The sequence below is a fragment of the Shimia sp. R9_2 genome (assembly GCF_017743735.1).
In the GTDB taxonomy this organism is placed as follows: domain Bacteria; phylum Pseudomonadota; class Alphaproteobacteria; order Rhodobacterales; family Rhodobacteraceae; genus Shimia.
In genome coordinates, this window is record NZ_JAGHRO010000001.1 from 836,038 (window position 1) to 852,067 (window position 16,030).

General features: G+C 57.0%; 19 protein-coding genes and 1 tRNA gene. 13 read left to right on the forward strand and 7 right to left on the reverse strand.

The genetic code is table 11. The features are described from left to right. The first annotated feature begins 55 nt into the window (after positions 1 to 55). From J7400_RS03905 to hisD, 5 genes are all read left to right on the forward strand, one after another. Complete coding sequence (locus tag J7400_RS03905) at positions 56 to 232, forward strand: hypothetical protein (RefSeq protein ID WP_209059684.1); 177 nt, start codon at positions 56 to 58, stop codon at positions 230 to 232. After that, positions 233 to 1,498: a UDP-N-acetylglucosamine 1-carboxyvinyltransferase gene (gene murA / locus J7400_RS03910; protein ID WP_209059688.1), complete on the forward strand. Its 1,266-nt coding sequence runs from the start codon at positions 233 to 235 to the stop codon at positions 1,496 to 1,498. Further along, entirely contained in the window at positions 1,498 to 1,977 is a 480-nt protein-coding gene (locus J7400_RS03915; protein ID WP_209059690.1) for a DUF2948 family protein, read from the forward strand. Before murA ends, J7400_RS03915 begins: the two co-directional genes overlap by 1 nt. Continuing rightward, a complete protein-coding gene (locus J7400_RS03920; RefSeq protein ID WP_209059692.1) occupies positions 1,974 to 2,468 on the forward strand; it encodes a GNAT family N-acetyltransferase in 495 nt (164 codons plus the stop codon). The genes J7400_RS03915 and J7400_RS03920 overlap by 4 nt, the downstream gene beginning before the upstream one ends. Positions 2,469 to 2,708: 240 nt before the next feature. Then, positions 2,709 to 4,013, forward strand: a complete 1,305-nt coding sequence (gene hisD / locus J7400_RS03925; RefSeq protein ID WP_209059694.1) for a histidinol dehydrogenase — start codon at positions 2,709 to 2,711, stop codon at positions 4,011 to 4,013. A 157-nt stretch (positions 4,014 to 4,170) separates the two neighbouring features. Here the strand turns inward: hisD and J7400_RS03930 are convergent, their stop codons facing one another. Further along, positions 4,171 to 4,941 (reverse strand): SDR family oxidoreductase, encoded by a 771-nt coding sequence (locus tag J7400_RS03930; protein ID WP_209059696.1) that lies wholly within the window; start codon positions 4,939 to 4,941, stop codon positions 4,171 to 4,173. Positions 4,942 to 5,109: 168 nt separating this feature from the next. On the opposite strand from J7400_RS03930, the gene J7400_RS03935 reads away from it, so the two are divergent. The 8 genes from J7400_RS03935 (at position 5,110) to J7400_RS03970 (ending at position 9,862) form a co-directional block, all read left to right on the forward strand. Further along, positions 5,110 to 5,589 (forward strand): UPF0262 family protein, encoded by a 480-nt coding sequence (locus J7400_RS03935; RefSeq protein WP_209059698.1) that lies wholly within the window; start codon positions 5,110 to 5,112, stop codon positions 5,587 to 5,589. A gap of 5 nt (positions 5,590 to 5,594) precedes the next feature. Further along, on the forward strand, positions 5,595 to 6,080 hold the full coding sequence (locus tag J7400_RS03940; RefSeq protein ID WP_209059700.1) for a low molecular weight phosphatase family protein: 486 nt from the start codon (positions 5,595 to 5,597) through the stop codon (positions 6,078 to 6,080). 115 nt (positions 6,081 to 6,195) lie between these two features. Then, a complete protein-coding gene (gene infA / locus J7400_RS03945; protein ID WP_007205486.1) occupies positions 6,196 to 6,414 on the forward strand; it encodes a translation initiation factor IF-1 in 219 nt (72 codons plus the stop codon). Between the two features lie 33 nt (positions 6,415 to 6,447). After that, positions 6,448 to 7,023 (forward strand): Maf family protein, encoded by a 576-nt coding sequence (locus tag J7400_RS03950; protein ID WP_209059703.1) that lies wholly within the window; start codon positions 6,448 to 6,450, stop codon positions 7,021 to 7,023. 12 nt (positions 7,024 to 7,035) lie between these two features. Then, a complete protein-coding gene (locus J7400_RS03955) occupies positions 7,036 to 8,070 on the forward strand; it encodes a ribonuclease E/G (protein WP_209059716.1) in 1,035 nt (344 codons plus the stop codon). Then, positions 8,067 to 8,249: a DNA gyrase inhibitor YacG gene (gene yacG, locus J7400_RS03960; protein ID WP_209059719.1), complete on the forward strand. Its 183-nt coding sequence runs from the start codon at positions 8,067 to 8,069 to the stop codon at positions 8,247 to 8,249. Before J7400_RS03955 ends, yacG begins: the two co-directional genes overlap by 4 nt. A 79-nt stretch (positions 8,250 to 8,328) precedes the next feature. Then, positions 8,329 to 8,403: transfer RNA gene (locus tag J7400_RS03965), tRNA-Phe, on the forward strand. A 1,036-nt stretch (positions 8,404 to 9,439) separates the two neighbouring features. Then, positions 9,440 to 9,862, forward strand: coding sequence for a hypothetical protein (locus J7400_RS03970; protein ID WP_209059722.1), 423 nt, complete (start codon positions 9,440 to 9,442; stop codon positions 9,860 to 9,862). Between the two features lie 509 nt (positions 9,863 to 10,371). Here the strand turns inward: J7400_RS03970 and J7400_RS03975 are convergent. The 6 genes from J7400_RS03975 to J7400_RS04000 form a co-directional block, all read right to left on the reverse strand. Then, on the reverse strand, positions 10,372 to 10,779 hold the full coding sequence (locus J7400_RS03975) for a hypothetical protein (protein WP_209059724.1): 408 nt from the start codon (positions 10,777 to 10,779) through the stop codon (positions 10,372 to 10,374). Between the two features lie 126 nt (positions 10,780 to 10,905). Beyond that, on the reverse strand, positions 10,906 to 11,277 hold the full coding sequence (locus tag J7400_RS03980) for a DUF2293 domain-containing protein (RefSeq protein ID WP_209059726.1): 372 nt from the start codon (positions 11,275 to 11,277) through the stop codon (positions 10,906 to 10,908). A gap of 678 nt (positions 11,278 to 11,955) precedes the next feature. Further along, positions 11,956 to 12,783 carry a metallophosphoesterase gene (locus tag J7400_RS03985; RefSeq protein ID WP_209059728.1) on the reverse strand — a complete coding sequence of 276 codons (828 nt, stop codon included), beginning with the start codon at positions 12,781 to 12,783 and terminating at the stop codon, positions 11,956 to 11,958. A 60-nt stretch (positions 12,784 to 12,843) separates the two neighbouring features. Next, entirely contained in the window at positions 12,844 to 14,091 is a 1,248-nt protein-coding gene (locus J7400_RS03990; RefSeq protein WP_209059729.1) for an ABC transporter substrate-binding protein, read from the reverse strand. 102 nt (positions 14,092 to 14,193) lie between these two features. After that, positions 14,194 to 15,156, reverse strand: coding sequence for a carbohydrate ABC transporter permease (locus J7400_RS03995; protein WP_209059732.1), 963 nt, complete (start codon positions 15,154 to 15,156; stop codon positions 14,194 to 14,196). Further along, positions 15,156 to 16,022, reverse strand: coding sequence for a sugar ABC transporter permease (locus tag J7400_RS04000; protein WP_247738627.1), 867 nt, complete (start codon positions 16,020 to 16,022; stop codon positions 15,156 to 15,158). The genes J7400_RS03995 and J7400_RS04000 overlap by 1 nt, the downstream gene beginning before the upstream one ends. Positions 16,023 to 16,030 lie beyond the last annotated feature (8 nt).

Consider the following 16,030-nt stretch of genomic DNA (forward strand, 5'->3'; position numbering starts at 1 on the left):
TGACGGGTGCAAGGGCAATCTGGACCCTTTTTTGCACCTCATGTAAAGAAACTTCATGGAACGCAAATCGACCCCTGTAAATAAAGCCAAAAAAGCCTCAGATCGCGAAGACCGTCTGAAGGCTGCATTGAAAGCCAACATGGGGCGCCGTAAGGCGCAGGCGCGTGCGCGCGCCACACCGACGGACGCGTCCGAAGAGATTGAGGCAGTTGAGAACAAAAGGCAGGATTAAATGGATTCGATCATCGTACGCGGCAACGGGCCGCTGAAAGGGCAAATCCCCATTGCCGGGGCCAAGAATGCCTGTCTCACCCTGATGCCTGCGACGCTTTTGAGCGAAGAGCCGCTGACGCTGACCAATGCGCCGCGGCTGAGTGATATCAAGACCATGAGCCAATTGCTGGGCTCTTTGGGTGCTGAAGTGACCAGCCTGCAGGACGGCAAGGTGCTGGCGATGTCGAGCCATGACATCAACAACCATGTGGCGGACTATGACATCGTGCGCAAAATGCGCGCCTCCAACCTTGTGTTGGGGCCGATGCTGGCGCGGCTTGGGCATGCGGTTGTGTCGCTGCCGGGCGGCTGTGCGATTGGCGCGCGACCGATGGATCTGCACATCTTTGGCCTTGAAAAACTGGGCGCTGAGATCGAGCTGAAGGACGGCTATCTGCACGCCAAGGCACCGAATGGCCTCAAGGGCGCAGTGATTGAGCTGTCTTTCGCCTCCGTGGGCGCAACCGAAAATATCCTTATGGCTGCGACACTTGCCAAGGGCACCACGGTGATCAAGAACGCCGCGCGGGAGCCTGAGATTGTGGATCTGGCCACCTGTCTGCGCGCGATGGGCGCTCAGATTGAAGGGGATGGCACCAGTGATATCACCGTGCAGGGTGTGGACCGGCTGCATGGCGCGACTCACCCTGTGGTGACCGACCGAATCGAATTGGGCACCTTTATGCTCGCGCCTGCCTTCTGCGGCGGCGAGGTTGAGCTGCTTGGTGGTCGTATGGATCTGGTGGAGAGCTTTGTGGCCAAACTCCATGAGGCCGGTATCGACGTGGAAGAGACCGACAAGGGCCTGAAAGTGGCGCGCAAAAATGGCCGGGTGAAGGCTGTGGATGTGACCACCGAGCCGTTCCCGGGCTTCCCGACTGACCTGCAGGCGCAGTTTATGGCGATGATGTGTACCGCTGAAGGCACCTCTGTTTTGGAAGAAAAGATCTTTGAAAACAGGTTCATGCACGCACCTGAGCTGGTGCGGATGGGCGCAAACATCGAGGTGCATGGCGGCACCGCGACGGTGCATGGGGTGGAAACGCTCAAGGGGGCGCCAGTGATGGCGACCGATTTGCGCGCCTCCGTGTCGCTGATTCTTGCGGGGCTGGCGGCAGAGGGTGAAACCGTTGTCAGCCGCGTCTATCATTTGGATCGCGGCTATGAACGGGTTGAGGAAAAGCTCAGCAATGTTGGGGCCCATATTGAGAGGGTGAGTGAGTAGTGACACAGGACGCGCGGTTTGAAGATGGCGGCGATCGCCCGCTGAACCTTGGGGCGCTTGATGGGGAGGACCTGCAGGTTCTTTCCACCTTGGCGCAGGATGCGGTTTTTCCGGCCACGGAAATGCAGTGGCTGCCCAAGGAGCGCAGATTTGCCATTCTTTTGAACCGCTTCCGCTGGGAGGATCAAACCTCTGCTGAGGCGCGCGGGCGCGCGGTGGAGCGGGTTCAGGCGGTGCTGTTGTTTGAAAACGTGCTGTCGGTGGCCTCTCAGGGTGTGGCGCGCGGGGATGCGGATACGATTCTGTCGCTCCTGTCTGTCGGCTTTGAGGCCGGTGAGGATGCGGAAGGATTCGTCACGCTGACGCTGGCAGGGGATGGCGCGATCCGTCTGAAGGTGGAAGCGCTGGAGGCCACGCTGAAGGATGTGACGCGGCCCTATATGGCGGTGTCCAAAACCACGCCGAGCCATCCGGAATGATCCGCACCCTGACGGCGGATGATCTGGAGGCCTATAAAGCGCTTTGGATACAGGGGCTTACCTCTGAGCCTGCGGCCTTTCTGCTGACAGCAGAGGAAGCCTTGGGCGCTCTGGACAGCGGCCTGATTACGAAGCTGGCTTCGGGCGCCGTTATTGGTGCCTTTGAGGGCGCGACGCTTGTGGGCTTTGTCGGCATGCATCAGGGCGGGCCGCAGCGGCTGCGCCATATGGCAGATATCGGTCCGCTTTATGTGCAGCCTTCGGCGCGGCGTCGGGGGCTTGGGCATCAGCTGATGCAGGCGGCGATTGATGCGGCGCGGGGCAAGGCATTGCTGCAGCTTGAGCTGTGTGTGGACGCCACAAACGCGGGCGCGCGAGCGCTTTATGCGGCTTTGGGATTTGAGCAGATCGGGTTGCGGCCACGCTCTGTGATTGTGAACGGCGTGGCGCGCGATGACGTGCTGATGCTGAAGCGGCTCGACGCGGCCTAACATTTTTTCGCCAAAGGTTAACGGCGCTGGACGCCAAAACGCGGCGCAAAACAGTGATGTCGGTATCGCGTCGGTATTGCGACGTTATCGCGTAGGTGCAATTTTCCGACTTTTGACGCCATGAGGCCTGTTAAGGCCGCGTGCGTTGCGCAACGTTTTCTGCCGCAGATCGCCGCATCTGCGCTGATCGCTTGAGACCCTTTGTCCTGCCCGTTAAGACACCGCACAAAGGAGACACTCATGCCGCAGTTTCTGAACAGTTCTGATGCAGATTTTGAGACCCGCTTTGGCGCGCTTCTGAGCGCCAAGCGCGAGGATAGCCCGGATGTGGATGCGGTGGTGGCCGACATCATCGCAGATGTGCGACATCGGGGCGACGCAGCGGTGATCGAGCTGACGGCGAAGTTTGACCGGTTGGAGCTGACACCGGAGACGCTGCGCTTCTCGGAAGCTGAGATCGAAGAGTACTGCGCGCAGGTGACTGATGCTGATCGCGCAGCACTTGAGCTGGCGGCAGAGCGGGTGCGGGCCTATCACGCGCGTCAGATGCCGGAAGATGCGAGCTGGACCGACGAAAGCGGAGCCACGCTTGGCTGGCGTTGGACGGCGGTTTCCGCAGCCGGGCTTTATGTGCCCGGTGGGTTGGCGAGCTATCCGTCTTCTGTGTTGATGAATGCGATCCCCGCCAAGGTGGCCGGGGTGGAACGTCTGGCGATTGTGGTGCCAACGCCGGACGGTGTGGCCAATCCGCTGGTGCTGCTCGCGGCCAAGCTGGCGGGTGTGGATGAGATCTACCGCATCGGCGGGGCGCAGGCTGTGGCGGCGCTGGCTTATGGCACAGACACCATTGCGCCGGTGGATAAGATCACCGGGCCGGGCAATGCCTTTGTGGCGGCAGCGAAGCGCCGGGTGTTTGGCAAGGTGGGCATCGACATGATCGCTGGCCCGAGCGAGATTCTGGTGATTGCCGATAAGGACAACAACCCGGATTGGATCGCGCTCGATCTGCTGAGCCAAGCCGAGCATGACGAAAGCGCGCAGTCGATCCTGATCACCGATGACGAGGCCTTTGGCGCGGCGGTGGCTGCGGCGGTGGACAAGCGTCTTGAGACGCTGGAGCGGCGCGAGATTGCGGGAGCAAGCTGGCGTGATTTCGGGGCGGTTGTGACCGTACCCGATCTGGCGACTGCGGCGCAGCTTTCCAACCGGATTGCGCCGGAGCACCTTGAACTTTGTGTGGCTGATCCGGATGCGCTGGCAGAAGAGATCACCCACGCGGGGGCCATTTTCCTTGGCCAATATACCCCTGAGGCGATTGGCGATTATGTGGGTGGCCCCAACCACGTGTTGCCCACGGCGCGCTCTGCCCGCTTTAGTTCCGGTCTGTCGGTGATGGATTTCATCAAGCGCACAACCCTGTCAAAGATGACACCCGCCGCGCTCAAAGCGATTGGCCCGGCGGCGGAAACTTTGGCGATTTCAGAGAGCCTTGAGGCTCATGGCCTGAGCGTGCGCGCGCGGCTGGATGCGCTGAACGAAGAGTAGACGTGTAGGGGCGCTACCCCTGCCACATCAGGCTGTTCGGGGCTCCGCCCGTTCGCCGTTAAAACTGTCCACTGGACAGTTTTCTAGACGCGGCTCACCCCGGGATATTTACGGCAAGAGGAAGCCTCAGCTCCCAGTTTTGGTGGGGCTGAACGCTTCAGTAATGGCTGGTGTAACCGCCGTCGACGGCCCAGACCTGTCCGGTCACATAGCTTGCGCCGGGGGAGGCCAGAAACAGAAGCGCGGGGGCGAGTTCTGCGGGCTCTCCCCAGCGTTTGAGCGCGGTGGCGTTGTTGAGCTTTTCTGCAAGTGCGGGATCTTTTGCCGCCTCCATGTTGGGGGCGGTTTTGAAGAAGCCGGGGGCCACGGCGTTGACGTTGATGCCGGAGGGGCCGAGTTCGGCGGCCAGAGCTTTGGTCATGCCATTGAGGCCTGCCTTGGCTGAGGTATAGGCGGCGTCGCCCGGTTGCGCGATGAGCCCGGCAATCGAGGAAATGTTGACGATGCGGCCGTAGCCCTTTGCCTGCATCTGCGTTGCTGCGCGCTGGCACAGCCGGAAGGGGGCGATCAGATCCACACCAAACAGGCGTTGCAGATCGGCTTGGGTGAACTCTTGCAGGCTGCGGCGGTCTCGCAGGCCGACATTGTTGATGAGGATCGCCAGACCTCCGGCGGTCTGCAATGTGGCAAAGGCGGCCTCGGCTGCGGCCTCATCTGACACGTCAAAGGGCAGGGCGCTGGCCGCCCATCCGCGCGATTTCAGCGTGGCAGCGACCTCTGCGCAGCGCGCGGCGTTGCGGCCGTTGATCCACACATGTGCGCCAGCCTCAGCGAGAAGTTCGGCGGCGGCAAGGCCAAGCCCATCGGTGCTGCCGGTGATCAGGGCGTTTTGGCCGGAGAGGTCAAAGCAGGGCAGGGCGTTGGGCATCAGGTGATCCTTTGTCGTGCGCGATTGGCTACGGCATCGCGTGGCGGACATGGCCCTGTCAAGCGTGTCGCGCCGTGACGTGAGATCGGCTTGAGGCAGACGGTGCATAGACAAGGCGGGCGCGGCTGCGCTACTCATGCTGCATCGCAACACCGAGAAGAGGCAGCCATGTCCCGGATCAGCCACATTCAGATTGACGACCGCAACCTGCCGCCGCCCACGCCGGAGATTGATCAGGAGCGCAAAGTCGCGATTTTTGACCTGCTGGAGGACAACAGCTTTGAGCTGCCCAAGCGGGAAGACCGTGTGGTGCCTGACGGGCCGTTCTCCGTCGATCTGGCCATTCGCGAAAAGCGGCTGGTGTTTGATGTGGCGACCGAAGGTGGGGACAAGGCGGCGGAGTTTCACCTGAGCCTGAGCCCGTTTCGTCAGGTTGTGAAAGATTACTGGGCGATCTGTGAGAGCTATTTTGACGCGGTGAAGACCCTGCCGCCGAGCCAGATCGAGACCATTGATATGGCGCGGCGCGGCATTCACAACGAAGGCGCACGTGTGCTGCAGGAGCGGCTTGAGGGGAAGGCCGAGGTGGACACGGACACCGCGCGACGGCTTTTCACCCTGATCTGCGTTCTGCATTTCGGAGGCTGAGGCAAGTGGCAAAGACGGACCAGAAACAGCCTTTGCCACAGTCGGTTCTGTTTTGCTGTGATCAGAATGCGGTGCGCTCTCCGATGGCGGAGGGCATCATGAAAAAGCTCTACGGTATGGATGTTTACGTGCAATCCGCCGGGATTCGCAGCGATCTGGACATCGACGGCTTTGCGATTGCCGTATGTGATGAGATCGGCGTGGAGCTTGCCCGCCACCGCACCCGCAGTTTTGCAGAAATGGAGAAGCTTGGCGATGACCTCTCTAGCTTTGACATGGTGGTGGCCCTGACGCCCGCGAGCCGGGCTGAGGCGGAAAAGCTCACCCGTTTTGATCATCTTGATCTTGAGTTCTGGCCGGTGTCAGACCCAAGCGGTGCGACCACCGGCGATGCACGTGAGGCCAAGCTCGCAGCCTACCGGATGGCGCGTGATGAGATCGTGGCCTATCTGCAAAAGCGCTGGGGTGCGTCGGTTTCCACAGCGTCATAAGGCATTCGGAGGGTCACTTTTGCGCAATTGGCGGGAGTTTGCCCTTGAAAAGCAGCACATTTGGGATCATTTAGGGGCAGCCCGCAGCAGGCGGGTGTAATGTGAAGGAGAAACCATGGCCAAGGAAGAACTGCTCGAATTTCCCGGTGTCGTGAAGGAACTCCTGCCCAATGCGACGTTTCGGGTCGAGCTGGAAAACGGCCATGAGATCATCGCACATACGGCAGGCAAGATGCGCAAGAACCGCATCCGTGTTCTGGCTGGCGACAAAGTCCAAGTCGAGATGACACCTTATGATCTGACCAAGGGTCGGATCAACTATCGCTTCAAGTAAGCCTTTGCGCGGACAGACAAAACGAGGTCTGAGATGAAGTTGATCTTGGGCTCCGGCAGTCCGCGCCGCCGGGAATTGCTGGCACAGATTGGGGTTGTGGCGGATGACATCCGCCCGCCCGATATTGATGAGACCCCCCTCAAAAATGAGCTGCCCCGCCCCTATTGCGCGCGTATTGCGCGGCAGAAGGCGGAGGCTGTGCAGGCCGCGCCTGAGGATATCGTGCTGTGTGCCGATACCACCGTGGCATTGGGGCGCCGTATCATGGGCAAACCTGCAGATGCCGGAGAGGCGGCAGAGTTTCTCATGGCGCTGTCCGGGCGTCGCCACTGGGTGATCACGGCAGTTGCGGTGCGCCGAGGCGACCAGCTCTGGACCCGCGAGGTGGAGAGCGCTGTGAAGATGAAACGGCTGTCCAACGCGGAGCTCAATGCCTATCTCGCCACCGGCGATTGGGAGGGCAAGGCGGGGGGCTACGCCATTCAGGGGCCGGCCGGGGCCTTCGTTCCGTGGATTTCCGGATCATTCACTGGCATTGTGGGGCTGCCCGTTGCGGAGACAGCCGGGCTTTTGCAGGCCGCCGGATATCCGCTTTACCAAAACACATAAAAGGATGCGCAGATGAAGGGGCGTCAGATCATTCTCGACCACATCAATGGGCGCGAGGCCGCTGCTCTTATGGTGGATGGCCAGCTTGATGACCTGTTGATTGAGGGCGATGCGCCGCGGGTGGGCACGATCTACCGCGCGGTTGCCGACCGGCCTGTGAAGGGGCAGGGCGGGATGTTCCTGAAGACGCCTGATGGGGCGGCCTTCCTGCGGCAGGTGAAGGGGCTTGCGCCAGGGGATCAGATGCTGGTGCAGGTCACCGGCATTGCCGAGCCTGGCAAAGCCATTCCGGTGACGCAGAAAATCCTGTTCAAAAGCCGCTATGTGATTGTCACCCCCGGAGCGCCAGGCGTGAATGTGAGCCGCTCGATCCGTGATGATGACGCGCGCGATGCGCTTTTGGCGATTGCCCATGCGGAGGCCGGTGGCCTGCCTGAGGAGGCGCGCATTGGCCTGATTCTGCGCTCCGCCTGTGAAGACGCGGCGGAAGAGGACATTGCGGAAGACATCCGCGCGATGCTGGATCTTTGTGAAGCGGTTCTGGCGGATGCGGAAGGTGCGGCGGAGATGCTGAGCGAAGGCGACGGCCCGCATGTCTCGGCCTGGCGCGATTGGTCAGAACCTGCGGAGGTGGTGACCGAGGCGGGCAGTTTTGACAGCCATGGCGTGCTTGATGCGCTGGAGATGGCGGAGGGCGCCGAGGTGGCGCTGGGCGGTGGGGCCTACATGTATGTGGAGCCGACCCGCGCGCTGGTGGCGGTGGATGTGAACACCGGCCGCGACACCTCCCCGGCTGCGGGCACCAAAGCCAATTTTGCGGTTGCCAAAGCCCTGCCGCGGGCGCTGCGTGTGCGCGGCCTTGGCGGGCAGATTGTGCTGGATCTGGCCCCGATGCCCAAGAAGGACCGCCGTGGGTTTGAGAGCGCGCTGCGCGCCGCCTTCAAGCGTGATCAGATCGAGACCACGCTGGTGGGCTGGACCCCGCTTGGCCACTATGAGCTGCAGCGCAAAAACGCCCGCGCGCCGCTGTCGGAGGTGCTGAAATGAGCTGTCCGATCTGTAAGAAAGAGACCGTGGCGGACTACCGCCCGTTCTGCTCCAAGCGTTGCGCCGATATCGACCTGAACAAGTGGTTTTCAGGCGATTATGCGGTGCCGTCTCAGGATCCTGAAGAGGCGATTGAGGCGTTGGAAGAGATCGAAAAACAGTCTTCGCGATTGCATTAAATTTTTTTGTCATTTCCCTCTGGACAGCCCCGCGCGGCTGACATAGAAGCACCCCACCCAAGGTCAACAGCCTTCCCGTGCCCGGGTAGCTCAGGGGTAGAGCAGTGGATTGAAAATCCTCGTGTCGGTGGTTCGATTCCGCCCCCGGGCACCATTATCAAGCAAGTCAACAGATAATCCCAAAGGCAACCGAATGTTCGCGCCGCCGCATTTTGTAACTGTGAGCAATGTGATCGTTTTGTGTGTTGAAGACTGCGGTCGACCCCTTCACGTTCCCGCGGCGTAAGCCCCCAAATCAGGAAACATGTGAAGTCGTGATGTCGCCAACAACTTTCCCTCTCAAGTTTACGAACATACCACCGGGTTTCACGTCGGATAGTCTGGTCAGTGTACCGTACACACTTGCAAAATACAGTGCAGCAAATGGGCGAAAGTCTCAACCTGTGCTGGCCGGAAGGAACGTTTTTGCTCCATCAATCAATCTAAACGAGTACAACTGCACTGCCGTGGTCGATTGGCTCGAAGTTGCGATGGAAACGCCTGCGAACCACCAAGCTGTCAATATCCATAGGTACTTGAACAATGAGCTGAGAGACCTTGGGTCGCCTTCCACGGTGCATGTATCGGGTCCTGAACGAGAAGCTGGATACAAAGGCCGTCTATTTCTGGTTCGGATTCAGCAGCCGCGCTTGCGCTCAGCCCTTATGTTGTTTGACAGGGCAGCAAAGTACTACAACGTCGACGTACCGCACGTAGGATTTCTGAAAGTCAGAGGAATCGAGGTATCCATTGATTTCAAAGCAAGGACTAATCAGGACCTGTCTTCTGACGAGCGCAATCTCAAGCGGTGGCAGATCCAAGACCTACTCTGGAGACACTTGCGCGTTGAGCCCCGCTTCACTGAACGAGAGAACTGTTCACCCAGGTTTGTTCAGATTAGACAGTCGCCGAGCGGACTGAAACGAGCTGGTGCATCGTTTGTCGTTAGGCAGACGTCCCCCAAACCGGGGTCAGCGATTTCATTGGCCGGTCTCGATGCACATAGTTCTTCGTCTTTGATGCTTGCAGCGTATCATCAACCTCATCTCGACATGACCTACTATGTTGGCTCCAACCAGGAAAGCGTTTTGCTGAGGATTATGGACAAATGCTCAGACAGAAGGGATCCAAGCAGGGGTACGAGGGTTGCGTTGCCGGAAGAAGATTGGCGCGCAAGGATTGAGGTCAGTCTTCTAGCGGAGGACAAAACAACGGGTGTTCCGGCCGCACTTGGCGTAGATACGCTCAGAGATCTGATCGGATTCAGGTTCCGAGACATTCGAAAGCCGATGTTTGAGTTCTTTGTCCCTACATTTGATGGAGATGGAACTGCTGCGATTCCAGGATTGGGAACCAAAGTATCGGAGTATGAAGCGTTCCGACGCGGGGGTGTCTACGGCCTCGATCGCTTGCTCAGATCGCTGCACGTTACTGCGACACAAACGGATCTTCTCGCTGATGGACATTTGCACGCTCACCCGTTGGGCAAGAAGGGTAAACTTGTCTCCTACGTTGACTTGAACAGCAAACTGGATCGGGCCTTGAAGGCACTTGAGAAGCGCTGGGCTTTATAGCGGAAGGTGAGCGCCGCGGGGGCTGAGGTCACACTGGTTTTCGCAACATTTACTGACGGAATATCCTTACAGAGGGATCGTCTCAAATCCGGTGGAGTGCAGGTATCCAGCTATACCAGCCTGGCCGATGCGCATAAGGATAGCTATCACAATAGATTGCGTTGCTGCTCAACCCTAATAACTTCAGTATATACATAGATCTCACTACAAATCAGAACACAGAGATAGACGGAAAAGAGAGTGCAGAAAAACCCACTCACCTTACCACTCTTGCAAGCTTACTCCGTCAGTACACTGCTGTGATTGATAAACGAAGTGAAAGCGGGCCGGTTAGATGGGATCATTGGAGGCCGCATATCTCTTATTCTCAAGCTCTTGTTTTCCGTCAGTCTGCATTTGCTTTCTTTGAAACTTGGTCGGTCAATTGAGAGATTTCCATCGGCAGAACGCGGAGCCTTCGGGATTTGAGAAGTTGGAGAATCCATACGCTGTGCATCGGTTGGAAAAGATCAGTTGAGTTTACTCTCGGAGCATTCTCTTACCACTGCCAACAAGTTTTCCAGATATCTCCACAGCGGACCAATGGCGTCGACAATGCCGCTTGCCTCGGTCGTTCGGAGAAGGCTAAGCAGCCTCATTTCAGTGTCGCTCAGTGGTAATCCGAGAACATCCACCAGAACCTCATGAGTTCCGGGGTGGTATTCCTCGATCGCAGTCATGAGGAAAGTCTGCGCGTTGATCTGCAGGGTTTCTGACAGAGCCGGGATACGACCTAACGGGACTCTTGTGATCCCCTGTTTCATCATGCTGATGACATTGGCGTTATTCATACCGATCCGGTCAGAGATTTCCTTTTGTGTCATGTCCGACGCGTCAATGGCTTGGGCAAGCATCGTAGCGGTTGGGCTGGCGGTCATTTTCTATCACCTTGTGATGTTGTTTCGATGCAATGTGATAGTGCGTTCAGTCACGTCCTTGCCTGAGGTACGTGATAGGACAGACCTTGCTTGGTGGGCGTCTCCGTAGGCACGTTCTGCGCGCGCTCAGAGCTCTCTGGTGTGATCCGCTGCTTCGGGTGCGGGTTTGTCTTTGCGAAGCTTTCTGGCTCTCCTCTGCGTGCGTATGGGCGCTCCTTCGCGCCATGCTGCGGTCATTGCATTGACCTCGTCAGAAACCCACAACCGCGCCTGTCTGCGGCTCAGTTTGTAACGTTTCAGCAATGCTTCGTAGACCGTCAGTGTGTGACGGATGTGATTGGTGACAACGATCCCTGTTGCTTTCGGAAGGGGAGCGTTCTCCCATTCCCTTGCCGTAAGTTTCTGGACGAGAAACGGGATCTGATCTTCTGGGCAGCGGGGATATTCGACCGCTAAGTATGCTCGGGCGGTTTCTTCGTCGTAGGACTGTTTGGTCATGGCTGATTGTCTTGTGCAAATTGCCCAGCTCCGCCCGATATGGAGTCTCAGGCAAGCCAGCGTGGGGGGGTAGAGTTGATGCGCAGACATAGTCGGGCACGCTCAGTCCTGTTGCTAGGAAGCGCCTCTATAAGGATTGGGGGCCGGCCAGGCGAATAGGGCAGGGAATGCCTCATATATGCAGATATGGCTGGCTAGGACTTCCTGTCAGAGGGCGTGGCAAGTCATCATTAGAGTGGCGAGCTAGCCTTTCCCTGGTGGGGAGAGCGGCCGGGTTTGGGGCAGTTGCGCGACCTGCGACTTGTTGATCGCTTTTGAAGACACTTCGGGTGCGCTTCTGGGGAAAGACGCACATTGACCAGTTTGGAACGATGTTGCGTGATGCAGCTATAGGAGCCAAGCGAAGAGACCGGACTGTGCAAAGTTCAAGCGATTATCGAAAGCGGACCTACAAACTGATCGCGGCGAGCGGTAGCTCAGAGCCCATATTGACTTATTCTGCAGCCTGCACGAAAGGAAGCGCTGCGCAGTCAAGCGGACATGATCCGTATCTCGCTAAATCTTCAAGCTTGCAGGTGTCTGTGACCATACGAGCCCCAATAAACTCGATCTCAAGCGCTTTCACCACGATTGTGTTTTCAGGGGTACCCCAACGACTTCGCTGCGCGAAGGTTCAACTCACTCTGCAGCGACAGGTTTAGACCAGTCTTCCCATTCTGCGCCGGTTGCGAACAGCGGACCGTCCCAGTTAAACGGGATCTGGTGAATGATCGTCTCTCGGCCTTGGATCAGAAGAACATGATATGCTGGTTCCATCGGACCACCTTCCAACAATTTGGGCTCTTTCATATCCGGGTAGGATTGATTGCAAGTGGACGGTACGCTTGAGAATGGAATGCCGCAATAGGTTCCATGGATCGGGGCATGCACATGGCCGAAGTGAATATAGTCGATTTTGGCTTTATGAGCTTCAAGCAAAGCTTTGAATCTTGGTCGATCTTCTTTAACCAGCGCAATTTGATCTTCCGCAGGAAGCATGATCTCCATCGGGTTGTGATGAAGGAAAATACGCGCGTGCTCCGCTTTTTCGAGTTCAGCTTGCAACCAAGCGCACCGATCTGCATCGAAGTGGCCCGCATGGGTCAGCGGCTGGGTGCTGTCGAGATAAATAAAACTGTTGTCTCCGATCACTTCTGAATGATTCACAAAACCAAGCGCATCGGTTTCCTGCTCTGGGAAAACGGAAAGGAAAGTCTCGCGGTTATCATGATTTCCTACCAATAGTCGGACGGGAATGGTTTGTTCGGCCAACACATCACGCAAGGCTTCGTAGGCCTCGCGCTCGGCCCAATGGGTCAGATCGCCGGAGATGACGATGCGCGCCGCGTCCGAATGATTTTCGTTCACATCATCCAGTGCTTTGGCCAGCCGTTTGTGCGGATTTAGACCGCCCATACGTTCGCCGGGAATGGTGAAATGGATGTCGGAAATATGGATTACTTTCATCGGATCGGCCCCTGAAAATAGAAGGCGACCGGCAAAAAAGCCGCCGGTCGCTTATTGAAATTAGCTGTTTGGCAGCAGGTCGTTGACTTCTTCAACTAGCTCTTCTTGCAGCTCTTTCATGTCGGTTGCGTCGCCTGTCACGATGCGCTCGATGCTGTCGTAAATCACCTGAGTGATCGCCAGACCGTTGTCACCAGGGTAAGCCAGCCAGTCGCGCAGCAGTGGCAGCTGATCAACTGCAGTCTGTTTGTTTGGGTTTTGCTCGTAGAAATCAGCCAAGATGATCTCGTTGGCCGCTTTGTTCGGAGGCATGTAACCGGTTGTTTTCGCAACTTCAGCTGCACCATCACCGGAAGTGATGTACTTCAGGAAAGTCCAAGCCGCTTCTTGAACCGCTGGGTCTTCAGAGGTGGACGTCAGCATCGCGGCGTTGCCGCCCGCTGGAAGACCTTTTGGTGTTTCTCCCAGACCTGGGAAAGGGCCTGTTTTTAGTACGAAGTCACCTTGGGACCGTTCAACCGCGCCCAGTGCAGAGGTGGACCAGAACATCATGCCGATTTCACCAGCAGAGAAAGATGACAGCGCCGCTTTCCATTCCAGGTTCTGCATTTCACATTTAGTAAAGATCTCTTGCATTTGTTCCAACGCGGTCAGGGCTTCTGGGCTATCCAGAGTGACTTTGCCGTTTTCGACAATTGCTTTGTCTTGAGACCACATCAGCGCTTGCATGAACCAGTTGCCAGTGATGTTCCAGCCCCAGAAGATTGGATTTTCGACGCCGTTTGCGTTCATTGTTTCGCAAGCCGCGATCACTTCGTCCCAAGTGGTCGGCATCTTTTCGATACCGGCCGCGTTCAGAACGTTCATGTTGTAGTAGCCAACAGGCAGTGAAACGGAAAATGGCAGACCGTGCACGTTGTCACTGAATGTGGACAGGGACAGCATTGCGTCGTGGTAACCGTCTTTTTCAAAGTCAGCTTCGCCCGCGATGAACGGCTCAAGGGACTTCGCAATGCCTTTTTCAACCAGGATCTGTTGACGGTTCAGGCCTTGCATAGTGACGTCTGGCAGGTTGCCAGAAACCGCTTCGCGCAGGATGGTGTTTGTGCCGTCCTCATAGGATTCATAAGTCGCACGGAACTTAACGTCGATGTTTGGGTGCGCTTCTTTGAACGCAGGCATCATCGCTTCGTAGGTGACGTCGAAAAGGTGGCTGTAAGGGTAGGCAAATTCGATGGTCACTTTGTCGTCTGCCCATGCAGCAGAGGCAGAGAGGATCAACGCCATTGCAGTTGTGGTGAATTTCATGTTCTTTCTCCATAGGTTGACCGCCTTTGGTTTGGCGACTGCGGCGGTCTTCTCAAGTCATCCCTGCTGGGATTGCGTTGGTAGGCCGGGCTTTGGCCCGGCTTACTTCATTCCGGATAGGGTGATCCCCTCGATAAAGCGGCGCTGCGCGACCAAGAAAGCAACGATCAGCGGTGTGACGATCACGGTGGCGGTGGCCATCATGGGGCCAAAGAAACTGCCGTCGCCGTCGCCTTTGAATTCGCGCAGGCCTAACGGCGGTGTGAATAGATCGCGGTTGCCGGTCACAACGATGCGCGGCCAGAAATAGTCGTTCCAATGGGCGACAACAGAAAAGATCGCAAAAGCCAAAAGTGCTGGGATCGCAGTGGGCAGCATCACGCGCCACACGATGGCGAATTCCCCCATGCCGTCCATACGCGCCGCATCAATCAGATCATCCGGCACGGTCATAAAAAATTGACGCATCAGGAAAATACCAAAGACAGAGATCGTCCAGGGCACAACCAACGCGGCATATGTATTCGTGAGCCCCACTTTGGCAAGCATAATGTAGAGCGGCAGGGCAATGGCGTGCACAGGGATCAACAGGCAGAACAGCACCAGGGAAAACACCGCCTCGCGCCCCCAGAACTTAAGCTTTGCTAGTGCGTAGGCCGCAGGTAAGGCAACCACAATCTGGATCAAAAAGATCGACGCGGTTACGATCACACCGTTGAGCAAGTAGCGCAGCAAAGGTGCTTCGGTGAAGGCTTTGGAGTAGTTGAAAACAATTGGGCGCATCTGGCAGTCGGCCACCGCTTCGGCTACCAAAGCATCCCGAATTTGACTGTCGGTCTGGTTTGGAAAGCGCGGTGCGGCGGCTGCGACGTCATCACGGTTTGGATCGCGCAGCTTTACGCAGCGTTCATCGACCATCATTTCCTGTCGCCCAAAGAAGCCACCTTCACCTCGGTCGATCTCGCCCGGAGATTTGAACGAATAGCTGACCATCATATAAAATGGAGCGATCACCACGAGCGCGCCAAGGATCAGAATAAGATGCTTCCAAAGATCGCGTGTCATCAGTAGTGCACCTTGCGCTCCACCAGCCAGCGCTGGATCAGAGTCAGAAACATCACAAAGACCAAGAACAAAACGGTAATGGCAGAACCGATCCCGATGAGATTTTGTTGAACGCCTTTTTCAAAGATCGCGAACATCATCACATAGGTTGATTTGTTCGGCCCGCCGCCTTGCGGCCAGAAGGCTTCGATGGTGTCAAACACTTGAAAGGCGCGGATGCACGAAATGGTCACGACAAATACAGTCGTCGGTCCAAGTGCTGGCCACGTTACAAGGCGGAAGCGTTCCCAACCAGATTTCGCCCCATCTATTTCAGCAGCGTGGTACAGTTCCCGATGCACGCCGGTCAGGCCAGCAAGGTACAACACCATATTGAACCCAAACCCTTGCCAGACGCCGATAAAACAGATCACCCAGATCGCGTAGTCTCTATCTCCGAGCCAAAGCGGAAACCGGTCCCCACAACCTTTCTTTAGAAAAGGAATGATCTCAAGAATTGTCCCGCAGGACATTTTAAGGGTGTGGTTGACCATGCCAATTGACGGATGCAACATGAATTCCCACGCGATAGCCATAGCCAACAAGGTCGCCATCACCGGCAGGAAAAAAATGGTTTTGTAAAGATCGCCGATCCTGCCCAAAGAGTTGATCAATAGCGCAGCCCCTAGTCCCAGACCAACCGACAAAGGCACCACTGTGACCACATAGGTAAAGGTGGCGATGAACATCTTTTCATAGGTCGAACGAGAAAACAGACGTTCATAGTTTTTTGCACCGACCCAATTGAAGGTGTCATTGCCGAGCGAATAATCTGTGAAAGATAAAATTCCGGCGATCACGACTGGGACCAACAGGATCAAGACCATCAATCCAA

What these genes read in the sequence shown, in the direction of transcription:
- J7400_RS03905 (WP_209059684.1), top strand. Translation starts at nt 56, where the DNA reads ATGGAACGCAAATCGACCCCTGTAAATAAAGCCAAAAAAGCCTCAGAT.
- murA (WP_209059688.1), top strand. Translation starts at nt 233, where the DNA reads ATGGATTCGATCATCGTACGCGGCAACGGGCCGCTGAAAGGGCAAATC.
- J7400_RS03920 (WP_209059692.1), top strand. Translation starts at nt 1,974, where the DNA reads ATGATCCGCACCCTGACGGCGGATGATCTGGAGGCCTATAAAGCGCTT.
- hisD (WP_209059694.1), top strand. Translation starts at nt 2,709, where the DNA reads ATGCCGCAGTTTCTGAACAGTTCTGATGCAGATTTTGAGACCCGCTTT.
- J7400_RS03930 (WP_209059696.1), bottom strand. Translation starts at nt 4,941, where the DNA reads ATGCCCAACGCCCTGCCCTGCTTTGACCTCTCCGGCCAAAACGCCCTG.
- J7400_RS03935 (WP_209059698.1), top strand. Translation starts at nt 5,110, where the DNA reads ATGTCCCGGATCAGCCACATTCAGATTGACGACCGCAACCTGCCGCCG.
- infA (WP_007205486.1), top strand. Translation starts at nt 6,196, where the DNA reads ATGGCCAAGGAAGAACTGCTCGAATTTCCCGGTGTCGTGAAGGAACTC.
- J7400_RS03950 (WP_209059703.1), top strand. Translation starts at nt 6,448, where the DNA reads ATGAAGTTGATCTTGGGCTCCGGCAGTCCGCGCCGCCGGGAATTGCTG.
- J7400_RS03955 (WP_209059716.1), top strand. Translation starts at nt 7,036, where the DNA reads ATGAAGGGGCGTCAGATCATTCTCGACCACATCAATGGGCGCGAGGCC.
- yacG (WP_209059719.1), top strand. Translation starts at nt 8,067, where the DNA reads ATGAGCTGTCCGATCTGTAAGAAAGAGACCGTGGCGGACTACCGCCCG.
- J7400_RS03975 (WP_209059724.1), bottom strand. Translation starts at nt 10,779, where the DNA reads ATGACCGCCAGCCCAACCGCTACGATGCTTGCCCAAGCCATTGACGCG.
- J7400_RS03980 (WP_209059726.1), bottom strand. Translation starts at nt 11,277, where the DNA reads ATGACCAAACAGTCCTACGACGAAGAAACCGCCCGAGCATACTTAGCG.
- J7400_RS03985 (WP_209059728.1), bottom strand. Translation starts at nt 12,783, where the DNA reads ATGAAAGTAATCCATATTTCCGACATCCATTTCACCATTCCCGGCGAA.
- J7400_RS03990 (WP_209059729.1), bottom strand. Translation starts at nt 14,091, where the DNA reads ATGAAATTCACCACAACTGCAATGGCGTTGATCCTCTCTGCCTCTGCT.
- J7400_RS03995 (WP_209059732.1), bottom strand. Translation starts at nt 15,156, where the DNA reads ATGACACGCGATCTTTGGAAGCATCTTATTCTGATCCTTGGCGCGCTC.
- J7400_RS04000 (WP_247738627.1), bottom strand. Translation starts at nt 16,022, where the DNA reads ATGGTCTTGATCCTGTTGGTCCCAGTCGTGATCGCCGGAATTTTATCT.